The organism is Lelliottia wanjuensis (assembly GCF_030238365.1).
Taxonomy (GTDB): Bacteria; Pseudomonadota; Gammaproteobacteria; order Enterobacterales; family Enterobacteriaceae; genus Enterobacter; species Enterobacter wanjuensis.
Map to the genome: position 1 here is coordinate 25784 of NZ_JASSOT010000069.1, position 26357 is coordinate 52140.

Annotated in this window: 25 protein-coding genes; 12 read left to right on the plus strand and 13 right to left on the minus strand. The window is 55.9% G+C overall.

Going from position 1 to position 26357, the window contains the following annotated elements:
• Window positions 1-50 precede the first annotated feature (50 nt).
• The 3 genes from mdtI to QQF33_RS25960 all read right to left on the minus strand — a co-directional run bounded on the left by mdtI (window position 51) and on the right by QQF33_RS25960 (window position 1018).
• Window positions 51-380, minus strand: a complete 330-nt coding sequence (gene mdtI, locus QQF33_RS21415; protein ID WP_282493221.1) for a multidrug/spermidine efflux SMR transporter subunit MdtI — start codon at window positions 378-380, stop codon at window positions 51-53.
• Window positions 367-729: a multidrug/spermidine efflux SMR transporter subunit MdtJ gene (gene mdtJ, locus QQF33_RS21420; protein WP_285150263.1), complete on the minus strand. Its 363-nt coding sequence runs from the start codon at window positions 727-729 to the stop codon at window positions 367-369. Before mdtJ ends, mdtI begins: the two co-directional genes overlap by 14 nt.
• A gap of 118 nt (window positions 730-847) precedes the next feature.
• Window positions 848-1018, minus strand: a complete 171-nt coding sequence (locus QQF33_RS25960; RefSeq protein ID WP_095281878.1) for a protein YdgV — start codon at window positions 1016-1018, stop codon at window positions 848-850.
• Between the two features lie 135 nt (window positions 1019-1153).
• Between QQF33_RS25960 and QQF33_RS21425 the strand changes: the two genes are divergently transcribed.
• The gene (locus tag QQF33_RS21425; RefSeq protein WP_282493223.1) at window positions 1154-2188 is read left to right on the plus strand and encodes an AI-2E family transporter; all 1035 of its coding nucleotides are present in this window, start codon (window positions 1154-1156) and stop codon (window positions 2186-2188) included.
• Here QQF33_RS21425 and QQF33_RS21430 read toward each other — a convergent pair.
• From QQF33_RS21430 to umuD, 4 genes are all read right to left on the minus strand, one after another.
• On the minus strand, window positions 2175-3107 hold the full coding sequence (locus QQF33_RS21430) for a zinc-dependent alcohol dehydrogenase family protein (RefSeq protein WP_285158567.1): 933 nt from the start codon (window positions 3105-3107) through the stop codon (window positions 2175-2177). The two genes, QQF33_RS21425 and QQF33_RS21430, sit on opposite strands and share 14 nt — an antisense overlap.
• A 59-nt stretch (window positions 3108-3166) precedes the next feature.
• Window positions 3167-4429 (minus strand): translesion error-prone DNA polymerase V subunit UmuC, encoded by a 1263-nt coding sequence (gene umuC, locus QQF33_RS21435; RefSeq protein WP_285158568.1) that lies wholly within the window; start codon window positions 4427-4429, stop codon window positions 3167-3169.
• Window positions 4429-6042, minus strand: coding sequence for a mechanosensitive ion channel family protein (locus QQF33_RS21440; RefSeq protein WP_285158570.1), 1614 nt, complete (start codon window positions 6040-6042; stop codon window positions 4429-4431). Before QQF33_RS21440 ends, umuC begins: the two co-directional genes overlap by 1 nt.
• A gap of 107 nt (window positions 6043-6149) precedes the next feature.
• Window positions 6150-6584 (minus strand): translesion error-prone DNA polymerase V autoproteolytic subunit, encoded by a 435-nt coding sequence (umuD, locus tag QQF33_RS21445; protein ID WP_285158571.1) that lies wholly within the window; start codon window positions 6582-6584, stop codon window positions 6150-6152.
• Between the two features lie 124 nt (window positions 6585-6708).
• Between umuD and QQF33_RS21450 the strand changes: the two genes are divergently transcribed.
• Window positions 6709-7005: a putative quinol monooxygenase gene (locus QQF33_RS21450; RefSeq protein WP_285155331.1), complete on the plus strand. Its 297-nt coding sequence runs from the start codon at window positions 6709-6711 to the stop codon at window positions 7003-7005.
• Here QQF33_RS21450 and QQF33_RS21455 read toward each other — a convergent pair.
• A complete protein-coding gene (locus QQF33_RS21455; protein ID WP_285158572.1) occupies window positions 6995-7837 on the minus strand; it encodes a hypothetical protein in 843 nt (280 codons plus the stop codon). The two genes, QQF33_RS21450 and QQF33_RS21455, sit on opposite strands and share 11 nt — an antisense overlap.
• A 681-nt stretch (window positions 7838-8518) precedes the next feature.
• Here QQF33_RS21455 and QQF33_RS21460 point away from each other — a divergent pair.
• A complete protein-coding gene (locus tag QQF33_RS21460) occupies window positions 8519-8728 on the plus strand; it encodes a hypothetical protein (RefSeq protein WP_285150257.1) in 210 nt (69 codons plus the stop codon).
• Between the two features lie 24 nt (window positions 8729-8752).
• Here the strand turns inward: QQF33_RS21460 and QQF33_RS21465 are convergent, their stop codons facing one another.
• Window positions 8753-9619, minus strand: coding sequence for an aldo/keto reductase family oxidoreductase (locus tag QQF33_RS21465; RefSeq protein ID WP_285158573.1), 867 nt, complete (start codon window positions 9617-9619; stop codon window positions 8753-8755).
• Window positions 9620-9718: 99 nt separating this feature from the next.
• On the opposite strand from QQF33_RS21465, the gene tcp reads away from it, so the two are divergent.
• Entirely contained in the window at window positions 9719-11377 is a 1659-nt protein-coding gene (tcp, locus tag QQF33_RS21470; protein WP_285158574.1) for a methyl-accepting chemotaxis citrate transducer, read from the plus strand.
• A gap of 3 nt (window positions 11378-11380) precedes the next feature.
• On the opposite strand, the gene smrA is transcribed toward tcp, so the two are convergent.
• The gene (smrA, locus tag QQF33_RS21475) at window positions 11381-11944 is read right to left on the minus strand and encodes a DNA endonuclease SmrA (RefSeq protein WP_282493232.1); all 564 of its coding nucleotides are present in this window, start codon (window positions 11942-11944) and stop codon (window positions 11381-11383) included.
• Between the two features lie 337 nt (window positions 11945-12281).
• Window positions 12282-13202, minus strand: a complete 921-nt coding sequence (locus QQF33_RS21480) for a LysR family transcriptional regulator (protein WP_285144623.1) — start codon at window positions 13200-13202, stop codon at window positions 12282-12284.
• 175 nt (window positions 13203-13377) lie between these two features.
• On the opposite strand from QQF33_RS21480, the gene QQF33_RS21485 reads away from it, so the two are divergent.
• The 6 genes from QQF33_RS21485 to uspE all read left to right on the plus strand — a co-directional run bounded on the left by QQF33_RS21485 (window position 13378) and on the right by uspE (window position 20259).
• Window positions 13378-14688, plus strand: a complete 1311-nt coding sequence (locus QQF33_RS21485; RefSeq protein ID WP_285158575.1) for a M20 family metallo-hydrolase — start codon at window positions 13378-13380, stop codon at window positions 14686-14688.
• Window positions 14688-16133, plus strand: a complete 1446-nt coding sequence (locus QQF33_RS21490) for a M20 family metallopeptidase (protein ID WP_285158576.1) — start codon at window positions 14688-14690, stop codon at window positions 16131-16133. Before QQF33_RS21485 ends, QQF33_RS21490 begins: the two co-directional genes overlap by 1 nt.
• A 52-nt stretch (window positions 16134-16185) precedes the next feature.
• The gene (abgT, locus tag QQF33_RS21495; protein WP_282493236.1) at window positions 16186-17712 is read left to right on the plus strand and encodes a p-aminobenzoyl-glutamate transporter; all 1527 of its coding nucleotides are present in this window, start codon (window positions 16186-16188) and stop codon (window positions 17710-17712) included.
• A 10-nt stretch (window positions 17713-17722) separates the two neighbouring features.
• The gene (gene ogt / locus QQF33_RS21500; RefSeq protein ID WP_285144628.1) at window positions 17723-18235 is read left to right on the plus strand and encodes a methylated-DNA--[protein]-cysteine S-methyltransferase; all 513 of its coding nucleotides are present in this window, start codon (window positions 17723-17725) and stop codon (window positions 18233-18235) included.
• A gap of 184 nt (window positions 18236-18419) precedes the next feature.
• A complete protein-coding gene (gene fnr / locus QQF33_RS21505; RefSeq protein ID WP_014070017.1) occupies window positions 18420-19172 on the plus strand; it encodes a fumarate/nitrate reduction transcriptional regulator Fnr in 753 nt (250 codons plus the stop codon).
• Between the two features lie 136 nt (window positions 19173-19308).
• A complete protein-coding gene (gene uspE / locus QQF33_RS21510) occupies window positions 19309-20259 on the plus strand; it encodes a universal stress protein UspE (RefSeq protein ID WP_282493238.1) in 951 nt (316 codons plus the stop codon).
• A 123-nt stretch (window positions 20260-20382) separates the two neighbouring features.
• Here uspE and pntB read toward each other — a convergent pair whose 3' ends face one another.
• Both pntB and pntA read right to left on the minus strand, forming a co-directional pair.
• Window positions 20383-21771: a Re/Si-specific NAD(P)(+) transhydrogenase subunit beta gene (gene pntB / locus QQF33_RS21515; RefSeq protein WP_285150250.1), complete on the minus strand. Its 1389-nt coding sequence runs from the start codon at window positions 21769-21771 to the stop codon at window positions 20383-20385.
• A 10-nt stretch (window positions 21772-21781) separates the two neighbouring features.
• On the minus strand, window positions 21782-23311 hold the full coding sequence (gene pntA, locus QQF33_RS21520) for a Re/Si-specific NAD(P)(+) transhydrogenase subunit alpha (RefSeq protein ID WP_282493239.1): 1530 nt from the start codon (window positions 23309-23311) through the stop codon (window positions 21782-21784).
• Window positions 23312-23842: 531 nt separating this feature from the next.
• On the opposite strand from pntA, the gene ydgH reads away from it, so the two are divergent.
• Together ydgH and QQF33_RS21530 are read left to right on the plus strand one after the other, a co-directional pair.
• Complete coding sequence (ydgH, locus tag QQF33_RS21525) at window positions 23843-24787, plus strand: DUF1471 family protein YdgH (RefSeq protein ID WP_282493240.1); 945 nt, start codon at window positions 23843-23845, stop codon at window positions 24785-24787.
• A gap of 184 nt (window positions 24788-24971) precedes the next feature.
• Window positions 24972-26354: an amino acid permease gene (locus tag QQF33_RS21530; RefSeq protein ID WP_285144633.1), complete on the plus strand. Its 1383-nt coding sequence runs from the start codon at window positions 24972-24974 to the stop codon at window positions 26352-26354.
• Window positions 26355-26357 lie beyond the last annotated feature (3 nt).

The window sequence follows — 26357 nt, forward strand, 5'->3', positions numbered from 1 at the left end:
GTAATACAGGTAGCGAATTTCGCTGCCCGTAAAAACAGGCAGCGATCACATCAGGCCAGTTTTATCATGATCATGCCGGCGAGCAGCAGAACCAGGCCAATCCAGCCTTTACGGTTCAGACGTTGACCGAACAAAATCCAGCCCGCCGCCAGCGTCGCGGCGATACCGAAACCGCCCCACAGGGCGTAGGCCACGGAGAGATCGATCCCTTTCACCGCCTGCGAAAGGGCGCTGAACGCGCCCAGCACGGCGGCGATGGACAGCAGGCCGTAGGCCTTGCGTCGGAAGCCGTCAGAAAATTTCAGGAACACGTTGGCAACGATTTCCAGCACGATCGCCAGACCCAACCAGGCCGCATGAATCCACTCAAACTGTTGCATGAACTGGCTCCTGCGGCTGTTTCTTCGCTTTGCGGGTGCCCGATTTAATCAGCACAATACCCGCAACCAGCGTTGCCAGACCGGCAATTTTCATTGTTGACAGGGTTTCATCAAATAACATCACACTGAACAGCGTGATTAACAGAATACCGATCCCCTCCCATAGCGCATACGCCACGCCGAGCGCGATTTTTTTTACCGCGAACGACAGGAAAATATACGAAAGGGAAATCATCACCAGCATTAAAATAAATCCGGTGTTGCCGTCGCTGACACTTGCCCATTTCATCGACAAGGTTCCGGTAATTTCCGCGACAATGGCCAGGGCTAACAATATCCAGTAAAACATGGTGCATCTCCTGCAAGAGAATATAAATCACTGCAGCTTGTCGAAAACGACAAACCCAGAAAAAATGATATTAATCAGATAGCTGAACGCGTAGCGTTAGCTTAAGCAGAAGACGGGACTATAGCGCGTTGCGCCAGTGTTGCTCACCGGACAGCAGGCAGAGGGAGGTTGAAAAGACAGCGGTGTTATTTGAAAAGTACGTCCTGAACAGATTGTCCATAATATTACAATTATCCGCGGTATTGCTTCTCGTCATTGCGGATGAAAATTGTCCTCGGTAGTTAAACACGCCTGATTTGTACCATAAGCCAGGAATTAACTCAAAACCTTTTCACTTCTTTACCCTGCCCGTTTGACCTGGGTTAGTAGAGTAAATGAATATTCCCGTTATGATATAGATATAAGAATTAACTCAGGAACACACATGGCAAAGCCCATCATTACCCTGAACGGATTAAAAATTGTCATCATGCTCGGAATGCTGGTGATCATTCTTGCGGGGATCCGTTTTGCTGCCGACATCATCGTGCCTTTTATTCTGGCGCTGTTTATCGCGGTGATCCTTAATCCGCTGGTGCAGCGGATGGTGCGCCTGCGCGTCCCGCGCGTGCTGGCGATTTCCTTGCTTATCACGGTGATCATTCTGGCGATGGTGCTGCTGGTGGCGTATCTGGGAACCTCCCTGAACGAGCTGGCGCGCACCCTGCCGCAATACCGCTCCTCGCTGGTCGTACCCCTCCAGCACCTCGAACCCTGGCTGCAGCGCGCCGGGATTGAAGTCTCCGTGGAGGAGTTGCTGAAGTATATCGACCCGAACGCCGCCATGACCCTGGTCACGGCCCTGCTGTCGCAGCTTTCGAGCGCCATGACCTCGATATTCCTGCTGCTGCTGACGGTGGTGTTTATGCTGATCGAAGTCCCGCAACTGCCGATGAAACTGCAGCAGATCATGTCCCGCCCGGTGGAAGGGATGGAGGCGATCCAGCGGGCGCTGGACAGCGTGTCGCGCTATCTGGTGCTGAAAACGGCCATCAGTATTGTGACGGGTCTGGTCGCCTGGGCCATGCTCGCCGCGCTGGACGTGCGCTTCGCCTTTGTCTGGGGGCTGCTGGCCTTTGCGCTCAACTATATTCCCAACATCGGCTCGGTGCTGGCCGCCATTCCCCCTATCGCCCAGGTGCTGGTGTTTAGTGGATTGTACGACGCGCTGATTGTGCTGACGGGTTATCTGATCATTAACCTGGTGTTCGGGAACATTCTTGAACCGCGCATGATGGGCCGCGGGCTGGGGCTGTCGACGCTGGTGGTCTTTTTATCGTTGATCTTCTGGGGCTGGCTGCTCGGCCCGGTCGGGATGCTGCTCTCCGTGCCGCTGACCATTATTGTGAAGATTGCGCTGGAGCAGACGGCGGGCGGCCAGAGCATCGCCGTGCTGCTGAGCGACGTCAGTCATCGCTGAATCTAAACATCGGCTTTGCGATCCTGCCCGCCTCGCGGTAACAGGCCAGCGCCGAACGCCACGCGGTGAGGGAAAACAGCGTGGCATCCCCAACGGAACTGGCCTGTAGTTTTGGCCAGATTTCACGAAACTGCCCCTGCCACGCGTCTGCGCTCATACCATCCAGATAATTGCGGATATGGAACCAGCGCACCTGCTTTTGCTGCCTGAACATCTGCCCGGACAACAGGCCGTAGCAGACAAAAACCCCCGCCTCGGGCAGCCTTTCCAGAATCTGTTCTGCTACCTCGCCCCCCGTGGCGTCGTAGACTATCTCCGCATCGTTGGCGATGGCGCGAATCGCTGCCGTGTCATGCTGTGAAATCGGCGTGATCCCCAGCGCCTTGAGCCGCCCGGCGTGGACGGCGGAACGGTGAATGCCATACACGGCTTCAGCCCCTGCGCTGAGCGCCCACTGCCCCAGCAGCACCGCACAGTCTGACCCGGCCGCCGTCAGCAGCACGCGTTTTCCCTGCGGGGGATAGAGTTTGAGCATCAGCTGCGCGGCGAGCGGATTAATGTACGCGCGGGCAGCCAGCATGGAGTCGATATAATCGGGCACCACAATCGCCAAATCCACCGGGCAATCCACCACCTGCTGCCAGGTTCCCTGCCCGCGCAGCGGCAGTACGCGTTTTCCCATCAGTTCGGTTGGCCCGTCGATCACCACGCCGACCCCCTCATAGCCCGCCACCGCAGGCAGCGGCGTACGGTGGCGATAAGCGCCGGTGATGGGGATCAGATCCGAGGCGTTGACCGGGGAGTAAAGCATCTTCACCCGTAGTTGACCGGGGTTCAGCCGATCGCAGCGGAAAGCTTCCGCTTGCAGCACCGACTCAGGCTCACCAAAACGGCGATAGATTAACGCGAGATTGTTCATAAACGGCCCAGAAAAAGTCACGGCAAGAGCTTACTGGCTCAGACGTTCAGGGAAAACGTTTATTTCGCCACAGGTAGATCCGCGTAGCGCGTCGTATATCCAGGCGAGAGCATTTCGCGCTTCATGGCCCAGTTTTTCTGACTTCCCTGACCGGCAAACCACACCGTGCCGCGCCCGGAGAGATTTAACCTGTCGATAGTTTGCATCAGCGCCTGACTGTTGTGTCGGGGCTGATAGTCATCAAACAGATTCAACTGCGCGACGCCCTGGCTGAAAAAATCACTCAGCATCACGCCCGCTTTCATGTAGCGAAAACCGTCCTGCCAGATCCGCTCCAGCGCCTGGCTGGCGACGCGGATAATGTCGCGCGTATCGTTCGACGGGATTGCCAGCCGACCACTGGCCTGTGGGCCATAAAACACTTCGTTTTCGGCGTGCGGGCTGGTGCGCATAAAGACGCTGATCACGCAGCAATACTGCCTTTCCGCCCGCAGTTTCTCCGCCGCCCGCTCCGCGTAGGCGCACACCGCCTGCTGCATATCGCGATACTCGGTGATGCGGTGCCCAAAGGAGCGGCTACAGATTATCTGCTGTTTGGCGGGGGCAAACTCATCCATCTCCAGACAGGGTTCGCCGCGCAGCTCGCGCACCGTGCGCTCCAGCACCACGTTAAAGTGTTTGCGGATCACCCAGGTTGAGCACTCCGCCAGCTGCAGCGCGTTTTCGATCCCCATCTGATTGAGTTTCTTGCCGATTCGCCGCCCCACACCCCACACCTCGTCCACAGGCACCAGCGCAAGCAATTTTCGCTGACGCTCAGGATCCGACAGATCCACCACGCCTTTGGTTTTACTCCATGTTTTCGCCGCAAAATTGGCCAGCTTGGCGAGAGTTTTGGTCGGCGCGATGCCGACGCCGACGGTCAGCCCGGTATTTTTCAGGATCTGCTCGCGGATCTGGCGGCCAAACGTCTCCAGCGCAATGCAGTTCGCCACGCCGGAGACATTAATAAACGCCTCATCGATGGAATAGACTTCCACCGCGGGCGCCATCTCCGTGAGAATCGACATCACGCGATGGCTCAGATCCGCGTACAACGCATAGTTCGAGCTAAACACCGCCACGTTCTGCCGCCGCAGCTCGTCTTTGATCTTAAAATAGGGCGCGCCCATTTTGATGCCGAGTTTTTTGGCCTCTGCCGAGCGGGAGATAATGCACCCGTCATTATTCGACACCACCACCACCGGTTTACCCAGCAGATCGGGACGAAACACGGTTTCGCAGGAGGTGTAGAAACTGTTGACGTCAACGAGTGCGAACATCATTTCTCTCCTGCGGGCGGCGCGGCGGGCGCGGCATACCAGTTCTCTTTGGCCACCATCACGCTCCCTTCCGGTTGCATAACAAAGTTTGGCGACATAATTTGCACATTGAACTCGTTAAAGACATCCTGGATATGGCTATGCAGTTCGTCGCGGGCAGCCGCCAGCGACTGCCCCGGCACTAACCGGACTTGCAGTTCATAGGCGATATACCAGTCCATCAGTTCCAGCTGGCGCACCAGTGGCGGACAGGATGGGTCGGTGCATTTTGCACGCCTCGCCGCCATTTCCAGCATCGCGTGAACCTGGCGCCAGGGGGTGTCGTAGCCGATGGTCGCGCCAATGGTTAAGTTGATGCCTCTATCCGACTCCTGAGCGCTCAGGTTGGTGATTTTGCCGCTGACCACCACCGCATTCGGCACCGTCACAACATAATTCTCGCGGGTGATAATTTTGGTGGCCAGCATACCGATTTCACTGACCAGTCCTTCGTTATCCGCCACACGAATGACATCCCCTTTTCGCAATGCGCGGGAATAGATAAGGACCAGCCCGCTCATGGCGTGATTCATCACCCCTGCCGACCCCAGCGTGAGCATCAGACCGAAAAACACACTGATACCTTTAAACGCCAGCGAGTTCGCACCGGGTAAAAAGGGGTAGGCCGCCGATAAGGCAAACAGCCACACCACCACAGAGATCAATTTGCGGGTGGCACCGACGGTTTCAGGATGAATGCCCGGCAGCTGTAAACGCCCGGCCTCCACCTGATTGAGCACCATTTTGAGAAGCTTCAGAATAAACGCCGTGATAAGGAAAATGATCAGCACAATCATCAGCCCCGGCAGAGCCGAGACAATGGATAGCGCGATTTGCTGCAGTACGCGAATGGACCAGTCGCCGAGCGACGTCCCCCAGATCCGCGTCCAGGGAAAGAGGCTAAAGGACCAGCTTAGCCAAGCGTAAAACCCCGCCAGACCGAGCAAGATCATCAGCAGCGCGTACAGACGAATTTCAATAGCGCCGATATAGCGCCGCCAGCTTTGGGGCACCCAGCTGCGGTTTTCGACAATCCGTCGTCGATAAAAACGCCGCACCCAGCGCCAGGAGCGCCATGCCCCATAGCCGAAAAGAAAGAGTACCAGCAGGCCTGCTGCGGTTTTCACCACTGAGAGTGCCAGCCAGCCGGTGTCATATTGATCGTGAAGCGCTGCTCTCTGGGCGTCCATCCGCGTTAACACACGCTGTGCTGCCTGATCGAGAGTGAGATCGTCCCCCTCGTCCAGGTCTGCCTGTGTGAGCAACATGATCGGTTTGCCGTTCATGACAATCAGCCTCCCTTGCTGATTGTAACGGGTGACCGACACGATTTTCAGCGGTTCACGGACATCTTCCTGAGTGAAATTGCGCAGCGTATTGCGAATACGCAATACCCGCTCTTCTGGCGTGGTTAAACCGAATTTCGCCTGAAGCATGACCACCGGATGATGAAAGATGTACACCGTGCGCGCACGCTCTTGATCCGTCGGCTCCTGACGGGGTTCAGCGGCGTTGACAGTAAAAGCCAGAACGGAGAGAAAACACGTGAGAAAAGCGAGCAGAATCTTATTCATTCCCACCACCCAAAGCGCGAGATTATTGTTATTTATCAACTTATCGAATCAAGGCTGGCCTGCTGTTTTGAGCATAGACCAGCCAGGCATTTCTGTAACGGACGGCGTCAACGAGCGCGAACATGTCGGTGCGATTTCACGGTGTGCGTCACCACGCCAAAGAGCTGCAGCTCATCCTCTGACTGGAAAACGATGGGAGAAAAGTTTTTGTTGTGCGGCAGCAGGTGGAGATACGGACGGGTTCGCAGCTCTTTCACCGTGAACTCCCCCGCAATCGCCGCCACCACAATATCGCCATGCTCAGCCGTTAACGAGCGGTCGATCACCAGCAGATCCCCGTCGCCAATCCCTGCGCCGATCATCGAATCGCCGCTCACCTTCACGAAATAGGTGGCGCTGGGGTGCTGGATGAGAAGCTTGTTGAGATCGAGACGATCCTCGACATAATCCTGCGCCGGGCTGGGAAAGCCGCACGGGACGCGCTCCAGAAAAAGGGGTAATTCGATGATTTCTTTCAATTCACATGAAAAAACGAGATTCATGATGGTCAACCTGATAATAACTGTATATAAATACAGTATTATGCATTAACCGGTCAGATCAAGTCGATTCTGGCTCGCGAAAATGAAGCCGTTGAAGTCACACGGAATTTAAAAAGGAGAGATCATGCTGAAAGTTATCGCCGAAGATTTTATTAAACCGGAAGCCATAGAGACCGTCCTCCCGCTCTACCGCGCGCTGGTGGAAGCCACAAAGCGGGAGCCGCTGTGCATGGCTTACGATTTATACGTGGATGAGAAAGATGCAGGGCATTTTGTCTTTATCGAAGAGTGGCCGGATCGCGCGGCGCTGGATGTGCACTGTGCGAGCGAACACTTCCGGCGTCTGGTGCCGCTGATCAATCAGCACCAGCGAAAAGAGCCGACGTTTATCCTGATGAACAGTTTCAGCCCTACAGTTTAAAGGTGAAATCGGCGATGTAGCGATCGCCGCCGTCGGCAATCGCTTTCGACAGCTTCTTGTAATACCGCTCGACGCCGTAGGCTTCGATGTGCTGAATTTGCGCGCGAACCGGTGCACAGAACAGCGCGGCGTTTCCGGCCCCAACCCGTTTGCTGTTGGGCGGCAGCTCGGACGAAATCGCTTTAAACCAGGTGCGCACGGCGCTTTTCAGGGGGGCGGGTACTTTGGCGACTTCGTCGATGTCCGTCAGCACTTGCACCGTCGGAAACTGATTGGCCTCGACGGCTTTTTTCAAACGGGTAAAGAACTGGCTGAATAATTCGAAAGATCCCAAATCAGAAATCTTCTGTTTCGTGGAGCCGCGGGTTTGACGGGCCGCTTTCACGCCGGGTTTCCCGCGTTTCGGGCTCTCTTCGAGCTGCAGATCAAACAGCAGATTGCAGTGCTCGCGGCGTTTCTTCACATCAGAGAACATTTCGAGGAAGGTAGAGATAAACTGCGGGGTCATCAGATCGTGAAGTTCGTGGTTCACCAGCCACTGAGAGCGCGCAAACGCGCCTGGTGTGATGAACCAGTCCGGCGTGTCGGTGAATCGCGTTGACTGACCTTTGCTGTCAAATTCGACGAACTCGGCCCCGTTCGCAAACGCGAAACGGCAGTTCTTCAGGCTGGTGATGGTCTGGTTCATTATCAGCGCATCTTTGATAAATCTCGCCACCACCGCACTCATCACAAAGGCGGTGTGTTTGTCATCGCGGATGACATACTTCAGATCTTCTACAGACTTCACGCCGGGTTCAAGATTATCGAATTCTAAGAAAAGGTGATACATACCCATGACTTCCTGATAGCGCCAATCCGCAAAGAATAACACAGATTACTATCAGGGATGTGAGTTGCCAGCCTGCCCTTATCAAAACGCCACACACTTCACACACACTACAATTAAAAACATAGCACACTAACAAACATAAACGAGGTCACTTTATATAAAAAACAGACACTACAAAATCACTAAAATAAAACTTTCTCAGAATTTTATGCTGTTTTTTTACCTGCCATTTCGCCCGTTCTTTGCGGAGATGTTACATCCTTCGCCCCCGTCTTTCAGCGCACTGTCGGCGAAAAAAACGACGCCGTAATTTTGTCATGCATAGAAAAGCAGTAAATTGCATATGTAAACATTTAGCGCTGCCAGTGTGTTTAATGGCTCACACTTCTGTAATTCATTGAGCGGATTTATGATTACTTCGGAATACATCCATAAATGTGATATTCAGAAAATGGAAGCGTTTACACAGTATGCAAAAGCGGATGCGTAGTTTCCGCTATTTTGCCCACTTTCCATACTCAAGCCTTTCCCCTTTCAAATGAAAAGCAGCGCAAAAGGTGGGCAGATTTTTAACGGATTTAATACAAATTAAACCGCAGTTTTAGAAAGTTGACTTGTTTTCACTCTCCACGCATATTTCACAGCACGAATTAACAAGACAACGTTTGGAGGACTTGAGCAATGCCAAGCCGAGATTACCCGGACAAGCGTGTAGCACGCGGCACCGCAAAGGATGCGGACTTAAAAATGTTAAGCGCCAGAATTCAGTCTGCGCTGGTCGAATACGTCCGGGCCACGGCGTATGAAACGCGGCTCAGCAAGCAGGAGATTGTCGCCGAAGCGCTGGAACTGCACAGAAGAAGTCGAATGACGCAAGCGGCCACCGAGTAAACGCGTGGCCGTAAGACGGGCGCGTTATTCCGCCAGCGCGTTCAGCGAGGCGAGAGCCTCATCCGGCAACACCAGGTCGCCAGCCGCCAGGTTTTCATGCAGATGCGCCACCGACGAGGTGCCCGGGATCAGCAGAATATTCGGCGAGCGTTTCAGCAGCCACGCCAGCGCAACCTGCATCGGCGTGGCGCCCAGTGAATCGGCGACTGCCTGCAGACCGGATGATTGCAGCGGCGTGAATCCCCCCAACGGGAAGAACGGCACATAGGCAATCCCCTGCTCCGCCAGGTCGTCAATCAGCGCATCGTCGCTACGATTGACGATGTTATAGAGGTTTTGCACACAGACGATCGGCGTGATGCTCTGCGCCTGCGCAATTTGCGCGGCGGTCACATTGCTCAGACCGATATGTCGCACCAGCCCCTGACGCTGCAGTTCCACCAGCGTGGCTAATGGTTCTTCGATCGATCCCTCGGCAGGTCCGTGCGCGCTGAACATAATGCGCAGGTTCACCACATCCAGCACGTCCAGCTGTAAATTTCGCAGGTTATCGTGCACCGCCTGGGTGAGCTCCTGAGCCGAAAATGCCGGCAGCCAGGAGGCATCTTCCCCACGACGGGCGCCGATTTTGGTGACGATCGTCAGGTCGTCCCGGTACGGATGGAGCGCTTCCCGAATCAACTGGTTAGTCACATGCGGGCCGTAAAAATCACTGGTATCGATGTGATTTACCCCAGCGGCCACCGCTTCGCGCAGCACCGCCAGCGCCGCCTCTTTATCCTTCGGCGGACCAAACACGCCTGGCCCCGCCAGCTGCATCGCCCCATAGCCGAGTCGGTTAACGGAATGCGTACCTAACATATAACTGCCACTTTTATCAATTCGGGTCATATTCATCAGCCTGTTGATTAAGCATTAGTAAAATTAAAGTTTAGCCCCACTACGTCGATAACAATGATGCAACTTCTGCACATCAAATGGGCTTCCGTCATGCTGAAAAATCTGCACGTCATTACCGGGATTGTCTTTGCTCTCACTATATTCTGCCTGTTGCAAGTCGTCACGGGGGGATTGTTCTATTCCGCCGTCAGCAACGACCGTCATAATTTCCAGAACTCAGGCAGCCTCAATGCGCAGCAGGAGAGCCTGAGCGACAGCGTCAATACGCTGGTCAAAACCCGCGTCACGGTCACGCGCGTCGCCATTCGTTACCTTAAAAATCAGCGCGATCCGGCCTCTCTGGCGGCAATCAACAAGCTGCTCGGTAACGCGGGTGACTCTCTGACCAAAGCTGAAAACTACTATAGTGCCTGGCAGGCGATGCCGCCCGTGCAGGGCCAGAGTCAGGCATTGACCACCGAAATGCAAAAAGCGTACAGCCAGATGCACGAGGTAATGCGCCTGTCGATTGAGTATCTGCGTGCCGATAACTATCAGGCGTATGGCGATCTCGACGCGCAGCAGGCGCAGGATGATATGGAGGCCGTCTACACCCGCTGGCGCGCTGAAAATAACACCCTGCTGAAAGCCGCCGCCAAAGAGAACCAGAGCAGCTTTACCCATATGCAGTGGACGCTCGGCACCATTTTCCTGGTGGTGATTGCCGTGCTGATCGTGTTCTGGCAAGGGTTGCAGCACCTGCTGCTGAAGCCCCTGCGCAGCGTGATGAATCATATCCGCACCATCGCCAGCGGCGATCTGACGCAGACGATTTCCATCGACAGTCGCAATGAGATGGGTCAGCTGGCGGCGGGTCTGCATGAGATGCAAACCTCGCTGGTGACCACCGTCAGCGCGGTGCGCGGGAGTACCGATTCGATCTACACCGGCGCGGGCGAAATTGCGGCGGGCAGCAACGATCTCTCCGCCCGTACCGAGCAGCAGGCCTCTTCCCTGGAAGAGACGGCGGCCAGCATGGAAGAGCTGACCGCGACGGTGAAACAGAACTCCGATAATGCCCGTCAGGCGACGCTGCTGGCGAAAAATGCCTCGGAAACCGCCGATCGCGGCGGACGCGTGGTGAATAACGTCATCCGCACCATGACCGAAATTGCCGACAGCTCTCAGCAAATTGCCCACATCACCAGCGTGATCGACAGCATCGCCTTCCAGACCAACATTCTGGCGCTGAACGCCGCCGTCGAAGCCGCGCGAGCGGGTGAACAAGGTCGTGGATTTGCCGTGGTCGCCGGGGAAGTGCGTACCCTGGCCAGCCGCAGTGCGCAGGCGGCAAAAGAGATCAAAGCACTGATCGAAAACTCCGTCAGCCGGGTCAATACCGGCTCCGGACAGGTCAGCGAAGCCGGGGAAACCATGAAAGAGATCGTCGCCGCCGTCACCCGCGTGACCGATATTATGGGGGAGATCGCCTCGGCGTCGGATGAGCAGAGCCGCGGTATTGAGCAGGTGAGCCTGGCGGTTTCGCAGATGGATAGCGTAACGCAGCAGAACGCCGCGCTGGTGCAGGAATCCGCCACGGCGGCCGCTGCGCTGGAGGATCAGGCGGAGCAGCTGCGCCAGGCCGTCGCCGCCTTCCGTCTGAATGTACAGACGCAAACCGCCGCACCCCGCGCGCCAAACCTGAAAACACCGCAGGTGTTGCGCCCGGCCACAGCGTCCGCCGGAGACGGAAACTGGGAAACGTTCTGACCGTTAGCGGCTGCGCTTGGCGTGCCGCTCCCGGTTTTCCAGCTTAGCTTCACCCGATTTTTGTAGCGCAACATAGCACGCCCCGCTGCCGCCATGATGGGGCAGCGCCACGCAGACGGCCTGCACGGCGTCGAACTCGGTCAGCCAGCGCGCCAGGTAGCTGCGCACAATGTTGGCGTGCGAGTTATCTTCCCGGCCTTTGCCGTGGATGATGATCAGGTTGCGCAGGCTGTCCTGCTGAGCCTGCTGAATAAAGGCAAACAGCATCTGGCGGCACTGCTCGACCGGCTGGCGCAGTAAGTTCAGGCTGGCCTGACGCGGATATTTACCGGTGCGTAATTTATCCATCACGCCCTGCTGAACGCCTTCGCGCTGAAAAGTGAGCGGTTCGGCAAGCGGCAGAACATCAAGGAAGCCGAGCGTGAGAAAGTTATCGAGCTGCGTGGTGTCGATACTCTGGCGGGTACGCTGATTGCGACTCGGCTGCCAGGTGATATCGGTGCAGCGTTTCAGGGGCTGGACATCTTCCATGGCGTCAAGAAAAAGGGATTTGTCGTCAGGTTTCATGGTGCTCCTCCAGCGGCATCTGAAGGCGTACTCTACCCGCGCCAGAGGGGTGTTTCAATATCCATGGGCGACGGAGAAAAAATAATCACGCAGTGAAAGATATTAATTTGGCTAATAGATAACAATGAAGCTGCCTTAAAATAAATTTAATCAATCATTAACTGTATAATTTAAGTTAAAAATAAGTGAAATCAGGCACTCCGATCACTTTATTTTTAGGCGAAAGCTGTTATAACTAAATAAACCTGCAGAACGGACAAATAAAGCGGGAGTTGGCAAAAGGACGCACTGCTGTGTGTACTGTAGGGTCTGTCCGATGTCGGCAGGCTCTATTTTTTTATTTCCCTTCGTTAAGCAATATTCCGCGGGCCTGTCTTCTGAACTGAGTTATTAATGACGCGGTTAATGGAGTTTGTCGGGAATCACGTCTCTGGATTAAATAATAAGCGGCTTTGGGTAAGATCTCTTCGACCGGCAACATCACCAGACGGTGCGCCAGGAGCGGATCGCAGCCCAGTTCCTGCGGTAAAATGCTCAGAAAATCACTCTGCGCCACCAGGCTAATACAGGATGAGAATGTTTCGCAAACAACGCCAATTTGCGGTAATTGTGAGCGATAACGAAATATATCCTCCAGCTGTTTATAATAACTCCCGCGCGGCGTAGGCATCGTCCAGTTATAATTCATAAGCTCACTAATTGATTTTGCACCGATGGCCGGATGACCTTGCCGACAAAATATTGCGAAGGGTTTTTCGAACAGTTTTTCAAAGGTAAATTCGTGATCGTAGGGTCCCTGATAATAGGTATTGATGGTGAAATCCAGCTCTCCCTGGCGTAATTCATTGATCATCGATACCAGCTGCCCTTCCATAATTCGCACTTTCACCTGCGGGTGCTGCTCGTGAAAACGGGTGATCACCGCGGGCATTAAGGTGCGCGCGACGCTGGCCCCCATCCCGATATTGATCTGCCCGCCCTGCAGCCCCTGCCGCTGGCGAATGTCGTCCTGCGCGGCACGCAGCTCTTCGAGGATCAGGTTGGCGTGCTGATAGAAACTCTCTCCGCACTCCGTCAGCGCCACGCCTTTACTGCGTCGCACAAACAGCTGCGCGGCCATGCCCTCTTCGAGTTCTTTAATGGATTTGGTCAATGCCGGTTGCGACAGATTCATCGCCCGGCTGGCACCGCGAATACTGCCCTGACGCGCCACTTCAACGAACGCGCGGATCTGATGAAATTTAACCTGAAATGACATAGTTCGACCGATAACCGTTGTTTATCAGAGTAAAGAAATTGTCATCTACTTTAATGGAAATGGATGTGCGAGGGTAATTCCTGAACGGTTAAAACTGTGAAAAATTGGTTAGTGATAAGTAAAAACTATCACAGCGTGAAGCAGTTCACATATTTTAATGATGACAGGAACAGAGATGGATTCACTGACACAATCCCTTGAAAAATTAATGTCTCAGCTGATCGCCTGGCGGCGTGATTTTCACCAGTATGCCGAATCTGGCTGGGTGGAGTTTCGCACCGCGGCAAAGGTCGCGGAGATCCTCGATAACTTAGGCTACGAGCTGGCGATGGGCCGCGACGTGGTCGACGCCGACAGCCGTATGGGCCTGCCCGACGCCGACACTCTGGCTGCAGAATATGCCCGCGCGCGCCAGCAGGGTGCGCCGGAAAAATGGCTCAGTGCCTTTGAAGGCGGATTTACCGGCCTTGTCGCCACGCTGAACACCGGCCGCCCCGGCCCGACGCTCGCCTTTCGGGTGGACATGGACGCACTGGATCTCAGCGAAGCCCTCGACGAGAGTCACCGCCCGTTCCGCGACGGTTTTGCCTCCTGTAATCCCGGGATGATGCACGCCTGCGGTCACGACGGACACACAACCATCGGCCTCGGGCTGGCGCATCTGCTGAAGCAGAACGAATCCCGCCTGAACGGCACCATCAAACTCATCTTCCAGCCGGCGGAAGAAGGCACCCGCGGCGCACGGGCGATGGTCGCCGCCGGTGCGCTGGACGGCGTCGATTACTTCACCGCGATCCACATCGGCACCGGCGTTCCGGCCGGGACCGTCATCTGCGGCAGCGATAACTTTATGGCGACCACCAAATTTGACGTGCGCTTTACCGGCGTCGCCGCCCACGCTGGAGGTAAACCGGAAGACGGACGCAACGCCCTGCTCGCCGCCGCGCAAGCCGCCCTGGCCCTGCACAGCATTGCCCCCCACAGCGAAGGCGCGTCACGCGTTAACGTCGGCGTGATGCAGGCGGGCAGCGGGCGCAACGTGGTTCCGGCCAGTGCGCTGTTAAAAGTTGAAACGCGCGGCGAAAGCGAAGCCATTAATCAGTATGTGTTTGAGCGCGCACAGGGCGTGATTGACGGCGCGGCGGCGCTGTACGGAGTGAAAGCCGAAGTGCGTCTGATGGGGGCTGCAACCTCAGGTACCCCTTCTCCGGCCTGGGTGAATTACCTTCGCGAGCAGGCAAGCCAGGTGGCGGCGGTCCATCAGGCCATCGACAAGGTGAAAGCTCCGGCAGGTTCAGAAGATGCCACCCTGATGATGGCCCGCGTACAGCAAAACGGCGGTCTGGCTTCGTACATGGTGTTTGGGACTGATTTAAGCGCCGGGCATCACAATGAGAAGTTTGATTTTGACGAGCAGATCATGGGCGTGGCGATTGAAACGCTGGCCCGTACTGCGATCAATTTTCCCTGGACGCGAGGTGTGTAATGCAGGAGATCTACCCTTTTATTGACGATGCCATCGAAACCCGATGTCAGACCTTTACCGATATTGCCGATGACATTTGGGATCATCCGGAAACACGCTTTGAGGAGTTCTGGTCCTCCGACCGTCTGGCCAACGCGCTGGAGGCGGAAGGTTTTACCCTGACCCGTGAGGCTGGCGGCATTCCCAATGCCTTTATCGCCAGCTTCGGCAGCGGGAAACCTGTCGTCGCCCTGTTAGGCGAATTTGACGCGCTGGCGGGCCTGAGCCAGTCGGCGCACTGCGCCACCCCACAGTCGGACACGCCGGGCGCGAACGGCCACGGCTGCGGACATAACCTGCTCGGCACCGCCGCGCTGGCGGGCGCGGTGGCGGTCAAAAGCTGGCTGGAACAGCACGGTGGCAGCGGAACGGTACGTTTCTACGGCTGCCCCGGCGAAGAAGGCGGCTCCGGGAAAACCTTTATGGTGCGCGAAGGGCTGTTCGACGACGTCGATGCCGCCGTAACCTGGCACCCGGAGGCTTTCGCCGGAATGTTTAACGTCAGCACCCTGGCGAATATCCAGGCCTCATGGCACTTTCAGGGGATCGCCGCCCATGCCGCGAATTCCCCTCATCTCGGGCGAAGCGCGCTGGATGCCGTCACCCTGATGACTACCGGCACCAATTTCCTCAATGAGCACATCATCGAAAAAGCCCGCGTCCATTACGCCATCACCAACGCCGGCGGGATTTCGCCGAACGTGGTGCAGGCGCAGGCCGAGGTGCTGTATCTGATCCGCGCCCCGGAGATGGCCGATGCGCAGCAGATCTACGAGCGCATTGAGAAAATCGCACAAGGCGCGGCGCTGATGACCGAAACCACCGTCGAGTGCCGTTTCGATAAAGCCTGCTCGAGCTATCTGCCGAACCGCACGCTCGAAGCCGCGATGTACAGCGCCTTACAGCATTACGGCACGCCAGAGTGGACGGACGAAGAGCGCACGTTTGCCGGGGAGATCCGCAAAACCCTGACGGCTAACGATCTGCAAAACAGCCTGAAAAATATCGCCGCCACGGGCGGAGAGGAAGGCAAAGCTTTTGCCCGCAGAAATCGCGAGACGCTTCTGGTGGAGGAAGTGGCCCCGTACGCCATCACCGATAACGTGCTGGCCGGTTCCACCGACGTGGGTGATGTGAGCTGGAAAATGCCGGTCGCGCAATGCTTCACCCCCTGCTTTACCGTCGGCACGCCGCTGCATACCTGGCAACTGGTGGCTCAGGGCCGCACGTCTATCGCCCATAAAGGGATGCTGCTGGCCGGAAAAGTGATGGGCGCGACGGCGCTGAACCTGCTGCAGGATGCGTCACTTCTGCAGGCCTGCCGGGATGAGTTTGAACAACAGATCGCAGAACGACCGTACGAGTGTCCGATACCGCATAACGTGACACCGTCACCATTAAAATAATAAAACACGCAAACACAATAACATAACAACACAACAGTCCCGAGGAACGCCCATGAGTATGTCTTCCATACCTTCGCATTCCCCATCCGGTAAGGTCTATGGCTGGGTTGAGAGGATCGGCAACAAAGTGCCGCACCCTTTCCTGCTTTTTATCTATTTGATTGTGATCCTGATGATCGCCACCGCCGTGCTGTCCGCTTTTGACGTCTCCGTGCGCAGCCCGGCGGACGGCAGCATGGTGGCGGTGAAAAACCTGCTCAGCGTGGAAGGTCTGCACTGGTTTTTGCCGAATGTGATTAAAAACTTCAGCGGCTTTGCGCCGCTCGGGGCAATTCTGGCGCTGGTGCTGGGCGCGGGTCTGGCGGAACGCGTCGGGCTGTTGCCTGCCCTGATGGTCAAAATGGCGTCGGTGGTGAACGCCCGTTACGCCAGCTACATGGTGCTGTTTATCGCCTTTTTCAGCCACATCTCCTCTGATGCGGCGCTGGTGATCATGCCGCCGATGGGGGCGCTGATTTTCCTCGCCGTCGGGCGGCACCCGATCGCGGGCCTGCTGGCCGCTATCGCCGGGGTCGGGTGTGGATTTACAGCTAACCTGCTGATCGTCACCACCGACGTGCTGCTCTCCGGCATCAGCACCGAAGCGGCGAAAACCATCGATACGGCCATGCACGTCAGCGTGATCGACAACTGGTACTTTATGGCAAGCTCGGTGATTGTGCTGACCATCGTCGGCGGCCTGATCACCGATAAAATCGTCGAGCCGCGGCTGGGCACCTGGGAAGGCAGTCGCGATGAAAAACTGGAGTCGCTCAGCCAGGCGCAGCGCCACGGCCTGCGCGTAGCGGGCGTGGTCTCTCTGCTGTTTATCGCGGCCATTGCCCTGATGGTGGTTCCGGAAAACGGCGTGCTGCGCGATCCGGTGAAACACACGGTCCTGCCGTCGCCGTTCATTCAGGGCATCGTCCCGCTGATTATCCTGTTCTTCTTTATTGTCTCCCTCGCCTACGGCATCGCCACCGGCAAAATCCGCCGTCAGGGCGATCTGCCGCAACTGATGATCGAGCCAATGAAAGAGATGGCCGGATTTATCGTGATGGTGTTCCCGCTGGCGCAGTTCGTGGCGATGTTTAACTGGAGCAACATGGGCAAGTTCATGGCCGTCGGCCTGACCGATGCCCTGGAATCTGCCGGGCTGAGCGGCGTGCCGGCGTTTGTCGGCCTGGCGCTGCTCTCGTCTCTGCTTTGCATGTTTATCGCCAGCGGGTCGGCCATCTGGTCGATTCTGGCGCCGATCTTTGTGCCGATGTTTATGCTGCTCGGTTTTCATCCGGCGTTCGCGCAGATCCTGTTCCGCGTGGCGGATTCCTCGGTGATCCCGCTGGCGCCCGTATCGCCCTTTGTTCCGCTGTTCTTAGGCTTCCTGCAACGCTACAAGCCCGAGGCGAAACTGGGTACCTACTATTCGCTGGTGCTGCCGTATCCGCTTATCTTTTTAGGGGTATGGCTGGTGATGTTGGTCGCGTGGTATCTTGTCGGTCTGCCAATTGGACCGGGGATTTACCCACGGCTGAATTAAGGGACAAAGGATGCTGAGATTACTCGAAGATAAGATTGCCACGCCGCTTGGCCCGCTGTGGATCATTGCCGATGAGCAGTTCAATCTGCGCGCGGTGGAGTGGGAAGAGCACAGCGATCGAATGGTTGAGTTGTTGAATATCCACTATCGCGACGGCTATGAACGCATCAGCGCGAGCAACCCTGGCGGGTTGAGTGCGAAGATGGCGGATTACTTCGAGGGCGATCTCAGCATTATCGATACCTTACCGACCGCCACGGCGGGAACGCCTTTCCAGCGCGAAGTGTGGCAGGCTCTGCGCGCCATCCCCTGCGGGCAAGTTATGCACTACGGTCAGCTCGCCGAGCAGCTCGGTCGCGCGGGAGCTGCGCGCGCCGTGGGTGCGGCCAATGGCTCAAATCCGGTCAGTATCGTGGTGCCCTGCCATCGCGTGATCGGACGCAACGGCACCATGACGGGCTACGCCGGTGGCGTGCAGCGTAAAGAGTGGTTATTGCGCCACGAAGGGTATTTGCTGCTTTAGAAATCCAGGCTTTTAGTGCTTAATTTTCTATGATTTAGGTCATTATTCCACAATCAAACTGTGGAATATCAAGAAGATGGCGACGCATTGTCGCCACTTGTCTCTATTGATGGTTTCCCAGGCTTACGCGCACTCCAAAAAGATGTTAAAATTGACCAATATCAATTAAGGCTTGAGCAGACCTATGATCCCGGAAAAGCGAATTATACGACGCATTCAGTCTGGCGGTTGTGCTATCCATTGCCAGGATTGCAGCATTAGCCAGCTCTGTATCCCGTTTACCCTGAATGAGCATGAACTCGATCAGCTTGATAATATCATCGAGCGCAAAAAGCCTATTCAGAAAGGGCAGACGCTGTTTAAGGCGGGAGACGAACTGAAATCGCTCTATGCTATCCGTTCTGGCACCATTAAGAGCTACACCATCACCGAGCAAGGCGATGAGCAGATCACCGGCTTCCATCTGGCGGGCGATTTAGTCGGCTTTGACGCTATCGGTACCGGCCATCACCCGAGCTTCGCTCAGGCGCTGGAAACCTCCATGGTTTGCGAAATCCCGTTCGAAACCCTGGACGATCTGTCAGGCAAAATGCCGAACCTGCGTCAGCAGATGATGCGTCTGATGAGCGGGGAGATCAAAGGCGATCAGGACATGATCCTGCTGCTTTCCAAGAAGAATGCGGAAGAGCGTCTGGCAGCCTTTATCTACAACCTGTCGCGCCGCTTTGCTGAACGTGGTTTTTCTCCACGTGAATTCCGCCTGACCATGACTCGTGGTGATATCGGTAACTACCTGGGCCTGACCGTTGAAACCATCAGCCGTCTGCTGGGTCGTTTCCAGAAAAGCGGCATGCTGGCGGTGAAAGGTAAGTACATCACTATTGAAAACGGTGAAGCGCTGGCGGTTCTCGCCGGTCACTCCCGCAACGTCGCTTAAGCCTCATCTCTCTTCTGCCGGATCGATAAATTTTCGTCATTTATTGATCTGGCAAAACCTTCTCCCCTGTTTCATTCAACATATATAGGTTACTCTTTTAATTACAGACTGTGGTGACAGTAGTAAGGAGACCTGTATGGCAAAGTATCAAAACATGCTGGTGGCCATCGATCCTAATCAGGACGATCAACCGGCGTTACGGCGAGCTGTCTATTTACATCAACGGATTGGCGGCAAAATCAAAGCGTTTTTGCCGATCTATGATTTCTCATATGAGATGACCACCCTTCTGTCGCCTGACGAGCGCACTGCTATGCGTCAGGGAGTGATCAGCCAGCGGACCGCGTGGATCCGCGAGCAGGCAAAATATTACATCGATGCCGGTATCCCCATCGACATCAAAGTGGTGTGGCATAACCGTCCTTTTGAAGCCATCATTCAGGAAGTCATGAGCGAACAACATGACCTGCTGCTGAAGATGGCGCACCAACACGACAAACTTGAAGCCGTGATTTTTACCCCAACCGACTGGCATCTGCTGCGTAAGTGTCCTTGCCCGGTATGGATGGTGAAAGACCAGCCGTGGCCGGAAGGCGGTAAGGCGCTGGTGGCGGTGAACCTCGCCAGCGAAGAGAATTATCACAACGCCCTGAACGAAAAACTGGTCAAAGAGACGATCCAGCTTGCCGAACAGGTCAATCACACCGAGGTCCATCTGGTCGGGGCATATCCGGTGACTCCTATCAATATCGCTATCGAACTGCCGGAGTTTGACCCGAGCGTGTATAACGACGCGATCCGCGGTCAGCACCTGTTGGCGATGAAAGCCCTGCGCCAGAAATTCAGTATCGACGAGAAGATGACGCACGTAGAGAAAGGCCTGCCTGAAGAGGTGATCCCGGATCTGTCGGAGCATTTGCAGGCGGGGATTGTGGTGCTCGGCACCGTCGGGCGCACCGGGATTTCCGCGGCGTTCCTTGGCAATACGGCGGAACAGGTGATCGACCATCTGCGCTGTGACCTGTTGGTCATTAAACCGGATCAGTATCAGACCCCGGTTGAGCTGGATGACGAAGAAGACGATTGATGTTTTAATATGAAAAAAGCCGCCAATTATGGCGGCTTTTTTATTGCCGGGTGGCGCTGACGCTTACCCGGCCTACATGTATCGCGTAGGCCCGGCAAGCTTGCGCCGCCGGGCAAAACACACTTACAGCGCTTTCAGAATCGCATCCACGCTGGCTTTGGCATCGCCAAACAGCATGTGGGTGTTCTCTTTGAAGAACAGCGGGTTCTGCACGCCTGCGTAGCCGGTGTTCATCGAGCGTTTGAAGACGATAACGTTCTGCGCCTTCCACACTTCCAGAACCGGCATACCGGCAATCGGGCTGCCAGGATCGTCCTGCGCCGCTGGGTTCACCGTATCGTTCGCGCCGATAACCAGCACCGTGTCGGTGTCGGCGAAATCATCGTTGATCTCGTCCATCTCCAGCACCACGTCGTAAGGCACTTTCGCCTCCGCCAGCAGCACGTTCATGTGACCAGGCAAGCGCCCTGCCACCGGGTGAATACCGAAACGCACTTTGATCCCGCGGGCACGCAGCTTCTCGGTGATTTCCGCCACCGGATACTGCGCCTGCGCCACCGCCATGCCGTAGCCTGGGGTGATGATCACGGAGTGGGAGTTTTTCAGCATATCAGCCGTGTCTTCCGCCGTAATTTCACGGTGCTCGCCGACTTCTTCGTCACCGCTGGACGACGCACCGTCGGTACCAAAACCACCGGCAATCACGCTGAAGAACGAACGGTTCATCGCCTTACACATGATGTACGACAGGATCGCACCCGACGAGCCCACCAGCGCACCGGTGACAATCAGCAGGTCGTTGCTGAGCATAAAGCCCGCCGCCGCTGCCGCCCAACCGGAATAGGAGTTCAGCATCGACACCACGACCGGCATATCCGCCCCGCCGATCGACGCCACCAGATGCCAGCCAAACGCCAGCGCAATAACGGTCATCACCAGCAGCGCCAGAACCTGCATACCGGTACTTTCGGTACGCACAAACACCACCAGCAGCAGGAAGGAAACCACCAGCGCCGCGAGGTTCATTTTGTGGCGGTTTGGCAGCATCAGCGGTTTAGACGAAATCTTGCCGCGCAGTTTGCCGAACGCCACGATAGAACCGGTGAAGGTCACCGCACCGATGAAGATCCCGAGGAACACTTCGGTCAGATGGATATTGACCAGAATCGGCTCCATGCCCGGTTCGTGATACAGGTAGCTGTTAAAGCCCACCAGCACCGCCGCCAGACCGACAAAGCTGTGCAGAATCGCCACCAGCTCTGGCATCTCGGTCATTTCCACGCGCTTCGCCAGGCGAATACCGATGGCACCACCGATGAGCATCGCCACCAGAATCCATGCGACGTTGCCGGTGTCCGGCCCGAAGATGGTCGCAATCAGCGCGATCGCCATACCGGCGATACCAAAGTGGTTCCCGCGCTGCGACGTTTCGTGTTTCGAAAGCCCCGCCAGACTGCAGATAAACAGGATTGCAGCAACAATGTATGCCGCTGTGACTAATCCTCCAGACATATGCTACCCCTTAGCCTTTACGAAACATTTTCAGCATGCGCTGAGTCACGGTGAAACCACCGAAAATATTGATACTGGCGATCAGCACCGCGATAAAGCTCAGGAAGCTAATCCAGCCGCCGTGACCAATCTGCAGTAACGCCCCCACCACGATAATCCCTGAAATGGCGTTCGTGACCGACATTAAAGGCGTGTGCAGCGCGTGAGACACGTTCCACACCACGTAGTAACCGACAACACACGACAGCGCGAAGACGGTGAAGTGGCCGAGGAACTCTTTCGGTGCCACGTCAGCCAGCCAGCCGAAGAGAATAATCACCAGCGCCATCAGGGCATATTTACGCCACGGTGAGACAGGTTGAGCCGGTTCTTTCGGTGCAGGAGCCGCTTTTGGTGCGGCCTGTGGCTGGGCGGAAACCTGAATTGGCGGAGCCGGCCAGGTGATTTCGCCGTCACGGATCACCGTCACGCCGCGCACCACCACATCATCAAAATCAACAACCACGTTGCCGTCTTTCTCTTTGCAGAGCAGTTTCAGCAGGTTAACGAGGTTAGTGCCGTACAGCTGAGAAGACTGCGTTGGCAGACGGCCAGGCAGGTCGGTGTAACCGATGATCTTCACGCCGTTCGCCGTGGTCATCACTTCGTTCGGCACCGTGTATTCACAGTTGCCGCCGTTCTGCGAGGCCAGATCGACAATCACGCTCCCGGCTTTCATGGAATCAACCATTTCGCGGGTAATCAGCTTCGGAGCCGGTTTACCCGGGATTAGCGCGGTGGTGACGATGATATCGACATCTTTCGCCTGGGCCGCAAAGAGTTCCATTTCCGCTTTGATGAAGGCTTCGGACATCACTTTGGCGTAACCATCACCGCTGCCCGCTTCTTCTTTGAAGTCCAGCTCGAGGAACTCAGCGCCCATACTCTGGACCTGCTCTTTCACTTCCGGGCGGGTATCAAAGGCACGAACGATCGCGCCGAGGCTGTTGGCCGCGCCGATGGCAGCAAGACCAGCCACACCGGCACCGATCACCATCACTTTCGCCGGAGGAACTTTGCCCGCCGCGGTGATTTGACCGGTAAAGAAGCGACCAAACTCATGGGCAGCTTCGACGATCGCACGATAACCGGCGATGTTCGCCATTGAACTCAGCGCATCCAGCGACTGGGCGCGGGAGATACGCGGCACGGAGTCCATCGCCATGACGGTGACACCGCGTGCGGCGAGTTTCTCCATCAGCTCCGGATTCTGCGCAGGCCAGACGAAGCTCACCAGCGTCGTGCCCGGATTCAGTAAAGCAATTTCGCTCTCGGTTGGCGCATTCACTTTCAGAATCACCGGCGACTGCCAGATCTCAGCCTCGCTCACGACCTCAGCGCCAGCCTGAATAAATGCCTCGTCATCGAAACTCGCCAGTTTGCCCGCGCCGCTTTCAACCGCGACGGTAAAACCCAGTTTAAGCAGCTGCTCGACCGTTTTCGGCGTGGCAGCAACGCGGGTTTCATTGGCTAACCGTTCTTTTGGTACCCCAATACGCATAGTTTTCCCTTCCATCGGTTCTTGATGATGGTTTGTCGATAAATGACCGCGATTCGCATAAGCGTCGCCAGTGAGACCTGGCTGATGAATAATCACGGAAAATAAAACAGTAACAAACTTTCTATAACCTACTGAAAATACCGCCTGTGATCTACAGCAAGAAAACACTATTTCTGACTTTATCTGTGAAAAATAAGTGATCGCCGTCTCTGACAGCGATATTTACCTTAATTTCCTCGCCAGGCCCGATAAATAGCTCAAGCGAAGCGGTAAAAACATGATATAGCGCCGTATTAAAACAACTTATTAACATTAAATTAACTTGTAAAAGTCATATGCTTAATCAGTTTTACTGCTCAAACCCCTGTTTACTCGACATATCAGTAAATGTTATCGAATTTGATCCTGTCGGGAGCACAGGGAGTGAAAAATGCCGCAGACAGCGACGGGTTTTAAATGCCATAATCGGCGACGATTTCAAATTAACAACAACACCAGTATATGGTTTGCGCAAGGCGAAGGATTATTTTTATGAAGCTTAAGAACACTCTCCTGGCGTCCGCACTTCTTACTGCGACCGCCCTGTCCGCAAATGCCGCGACAGAGTTGACGCCAGAGCAAGCGGCAGCGTTGAAACCTTACGATCGCGTGACGATTACCGGTCGTTTTAACGCTATTAGCGATGCCGTACGCGCAGCCTCCGCTCGCGCAGACAAAGAAGGCGCTGCCTCTTTTTACGTTGTGGATACTTCCGATTACGGTAGCGGCGGCAACCTGCGCGTCGTGGCCGATCTGTACAAACAAGATGCCCCGAAAGCTGACGCACCGAAAAACCGCGTGATCAATGGTGTCGTTGAGCTGCCGAAGGATCAGGCCGTTGCGCTGGAACCCTTTGACACCGTGACCGTTCAGGGCTTCTACCGCAGCCAGCCAGAAGTGAACGATGCCATCACCAAAGCGGCGAAAGAGAAAGGCGCAGCCTCTTTCTACATCGTGCGCCAGATTGACGCCAACCAGGGCGGCAACCAGCGTATCACCGCGTTCATCTACAAAGCGGATGCCAAAAAACGTGTTCTGCAGAGCCCTGACGCCATCCCGGCTGATTCAGAAGCAGGCCGCGCTGCCATCGCTAAAGGCGGCGAAGAAGCGAAGAAAGTGGAAATCCCGGGCGTTGCGACCACTGCCACACCAAGCTCTGACGTCGGTCGTTTCTTTGAAACGCAGACCACCAAAGGCGGTCGTTACACTGTCACCCTGCCGGACGGCACCAAGATTGAAGAGCTGAACAAAACCACTGCCGCGCAGATGGTGCCTTTCGACAGCATCAAGTTCACCGGCAACTACGGCAACATGACCGAAGTCTCTTACCAGGTGGCGAAACGTGCCGCGAAGAAAGGGGCCAAGTATTACCACATCACCCGCCAGTGGCAGGAACGTGGTAACAACCTGACCGTCAGCGCTGACCTGTACAAGTAACAAAACAGGTTTGAAAAGGCGGCGCAATGCCGCCTTTTTTGTAACTTTTTTCTTATTTCTGCCTCACATCATTGCATGCCCGCAATACACTCCGTAAAATCCCGCGCCTTAGTGTGATCCACCATTTTTATGCGCTTGTGCGAAATAATTATTCTGGATTTGGACCTTTCATAACAGGAAGCCAATGGAAAAGAAACTTGGCCTAAGCGCTTTAACTGCGCTCGTTTTAAGCTCCATGCTCGGCGCGGGCGTATTCAGTTTGCCGCAGAATATGGCGGAAGTCGCGAGCCCCGCGGCGCTGCTCATCGGCTGGGGGATCACCGGCGTTGGGATCCTGCTGCTGGCCTTTGCCATGCTTTTGCTCACGCGCATCCGCCCGGACCTGGACGGCGGAATATTCACTTACGCCCGCGAAGGGTTTGGCGAGCTGATTGGCTTCTGCTCGGCCTGGGGCTACTGGCTCTGCGCGGTGATCGCCAACGTCTCCTATCTGGTCATTGTCTTCTCGGCCCTCAGCTTCTTTACCGATACGCCTGAACTTCGTTTCTTTGGCGACGGTAACACCTGGCAATCCATCGTTGGCGCATCGGTCCTGCTGTGGCTGGTTCACTGGCTGGTGCTGCGCGGCGTGCAGACCGCGGCGAGCATTAACCTGGTGGCGACGCTGGCAAAACTGGTTCCGCTGGGCCTGTTCATCGTGCTCGCGTTTATCGCGTTTCGTCTCGACGTCTTTAGCCTTGATTTCAGCGGTGTCGCCCTCGGCGTGCCGGTCTGGGAGCAGGTGAAAAATACCATGCTCATCACCCTGTGGGTGTTTATCGGTGTGGAAGGCGCGGTGGTGGTGTCGGCGCGAGCCCGCAACAAGCGCGACGTAGGCCGTGCCACGCTGCTGGCAGTCCTGGCAGCGCTTAGCGTCTACCTGATGGTGACGTTGCTCTCCATCGGCGTCGTTGCGCGTCCCGAACTGGCGCAAATGCGTAACCCGTCGATGGCGGGCCTGATGGTTAAAATGATGGGTTCCTGGGGCGATGTGGTGATTGCGGCGGGGCTGATCGTCTCGGTCTGCGGCGCGTACCTGAGCTGGACCATTATGGCCGCAGAAGTACCTTTCCTGGCCGCGACGCATAAAGCCTTCCCGCGTATGTTTGCCCGTCAGAACAAAAACAGCGCGCCGTCTGCGTCCCTGTGGCTGACCAACATCAGCGTGCAGGTCTGTCTGGTGCTGATCTGGCTCACAGGTTCGGACTATAACACCCTGCTGACCATTGCCTCCGAGATGATTCTGGTACCCTATTTCTTAGTCGGTGCCTATCTGTTAAAAATAGCTGCCCGCCCGGCGCATTACGTGGTCGGTGTCGGGGCCTGTCTCTACGGGCTATGGTTATTGTATGCTTCAGGGCCAATGCACCTGCTGCTGTCGGTGGTGCTGTATGCGCCGGGTCTGCTGGTGTTTATCTACGCCCGCCGCACGCATCAGCTCGGACACGCGCTGAAGCGCCGTGAAATGGCGTTGATTGGTATGTTACTGGTTGCTGCCGTACCGGCGACCTGGATGTTAATGGGATAAGCG

Bases quoted from the DNA above. Each gene is read 5' to 3' on its own strand.
- QQF33_RS21460 (WP_285150257.1), top strand. From the start codon at position 8,519: ATGCCAAGCCGAGATTACCCGGACAAGCGTGTAGCACGCGGCACCGCA.
- QQF33_RS21485 (WP_285158575.1), top strand. From the start codon at position 13,378: ATGGATTCACTGACACAATCCCTTGAAAAATTAATGTCTCAGCTGATC.
- ydgH (WP_282493240.1), top strand. From the start codon at position 23,843: ATGAAGCTTAAGAACACTCTCCTGGCGTCCGCACTTCTTACTGCGACC.
- smrA (WP_282493232.1), bottom strand. From the start codon at position 11,944: ATGAAACCTGACGACAAATCCCTTTTTCTTGACGCCATGGAAGATGTC.
- umuD (WP_285158571.1), bottom strand. From the start codon at position 6,584: ATGAATCTCGTTTTTTCATGTGAATTGAAAGAAATCATCGAATTACCC.
- fnr (WP_014070017.1), top strand. From the start codon at position 18,420: ATGATCCCGGAAAAGCGAATTATACGACGCATTCAGTCTGGCGGTTGT.
- abgT (WP_282493236.1), top strand. From the start codon at position 16,186: ATGAGTATGTCTTCCATACCTTCGCATTCCCCATCCGGTAAGGTCTAT.
- QQF33_RS21425 (WP_282493223.1), top strand. From the start codon at position 1,154: ATGGCAAAGCCCATCATTACCCTGAACGGATTAAAAATTGTCATCATG.
- mdtI (WP_282493221.1), bottom strand. From the start codon at position 380: ATGCAACAGTTTGAGTGGATTCATGCGGCCTGGTTGGGTCTGGCGATC.
- QQF33_RS21455 (WP_285158572.1), bottom strand. From the start codon at position 7,837: ATGTATCACCTTTTCTTAGAATTCGATAATCTTGAACCCGGCGTGAAG.
- QQF33_RS21450 (WP_285155331.1), top strand. From the start codon at position 6,709: ATGCTGAAAGTTATCGCCGAAGATTTTATTAAACCGGAAGCCATAGAG.
- tcp (WP_285158574.1), top strand. From the start codon at position 9,719: ATGCTGAAAAATCTGCACGTCATTACCGGGATTGTCTTTGCTCTCACT.
- QQF33_RS21490 (WP_285158576.1), top strand. From the start codon at position 14,688: ATGCAGGAGATCTACCCTTTTATTGACGATGCCATCGAAACCCGATGT.
- pntA (WP_282493239.1), bottom strand. From the start codon at position 23,311: ATGCGTATTGGGGTACCAAAAGAACGGTTAGCCAATGAAACCCGCGTT.
- pntB (WP_285150250.1), bottom strand. From the start codon at position 21,771: ATGTCTGGAGGATTAGTCACAGCGGCATACATTGTTGCTGCAATCCTG.
- umuC (WP_285158568.1), bottom strand. From the start codon at position 4,429: ATGTTCGCACTCGTTGACGTCAACAGTTTCTACACCTCCTGCGAAACC.
- QQF33_RS21530 (WP_285144633.1), top strand. From the start codon at position 24,972: ATGGAAAAGAAACTTGGCCTAAGCGCTTTAACTGCGCTCGTTTTAAGC.
- mdtJ (WP_285150263.1), bottom strand. From the start codon at position 729: ATGTTTTACTGGATATTGTTAGCCCTGGCCATTGTCGCGGAAATTACC.
- QQF33_RS21440 (WP_285158570.1), bottom strand. From the start codon at position 6,042: ATGAATAAGATTCTGCTCGCTTTTCTCACGTGTTTTCTCTCCGTTCTG.
- uspE (WP_282493238.1), top strand. From the start codon at position 19,309: ATGGCAAAGTATCAAAACATGCTGGTGGCCATCGATCCTAATCAGGAC.
- QQF33_RS21430 (WP_285158567.1), bottom strand. From the start codon at position 3,107: ATGAACAATCTCGCGTTAATCTATCGCCGTTTTGGTGAGCCTGAGTCG.
- QQF33_RS21480 (WP_285144623.1), bottom strand. From the start codon at position 13,202: ATGTCATTTCAGGTTAAATTTCATCAGATCCGCGCGTTCGTTGAAGTG.
- QQF33_RS21465 (WP_285158573.1), bottom strand. From the start codon at position 9,619: ATGACCCGAATTGATAAAAGTGGCAGTTATATGTTAGGTACGCATTCC.
- ogt (WP_285144628.1), top strand. From the start codon at position 17,723: ATGCTGAGATTACTCGAAGATAAGATTGCCACGCCGCTTGGCCCGCTG.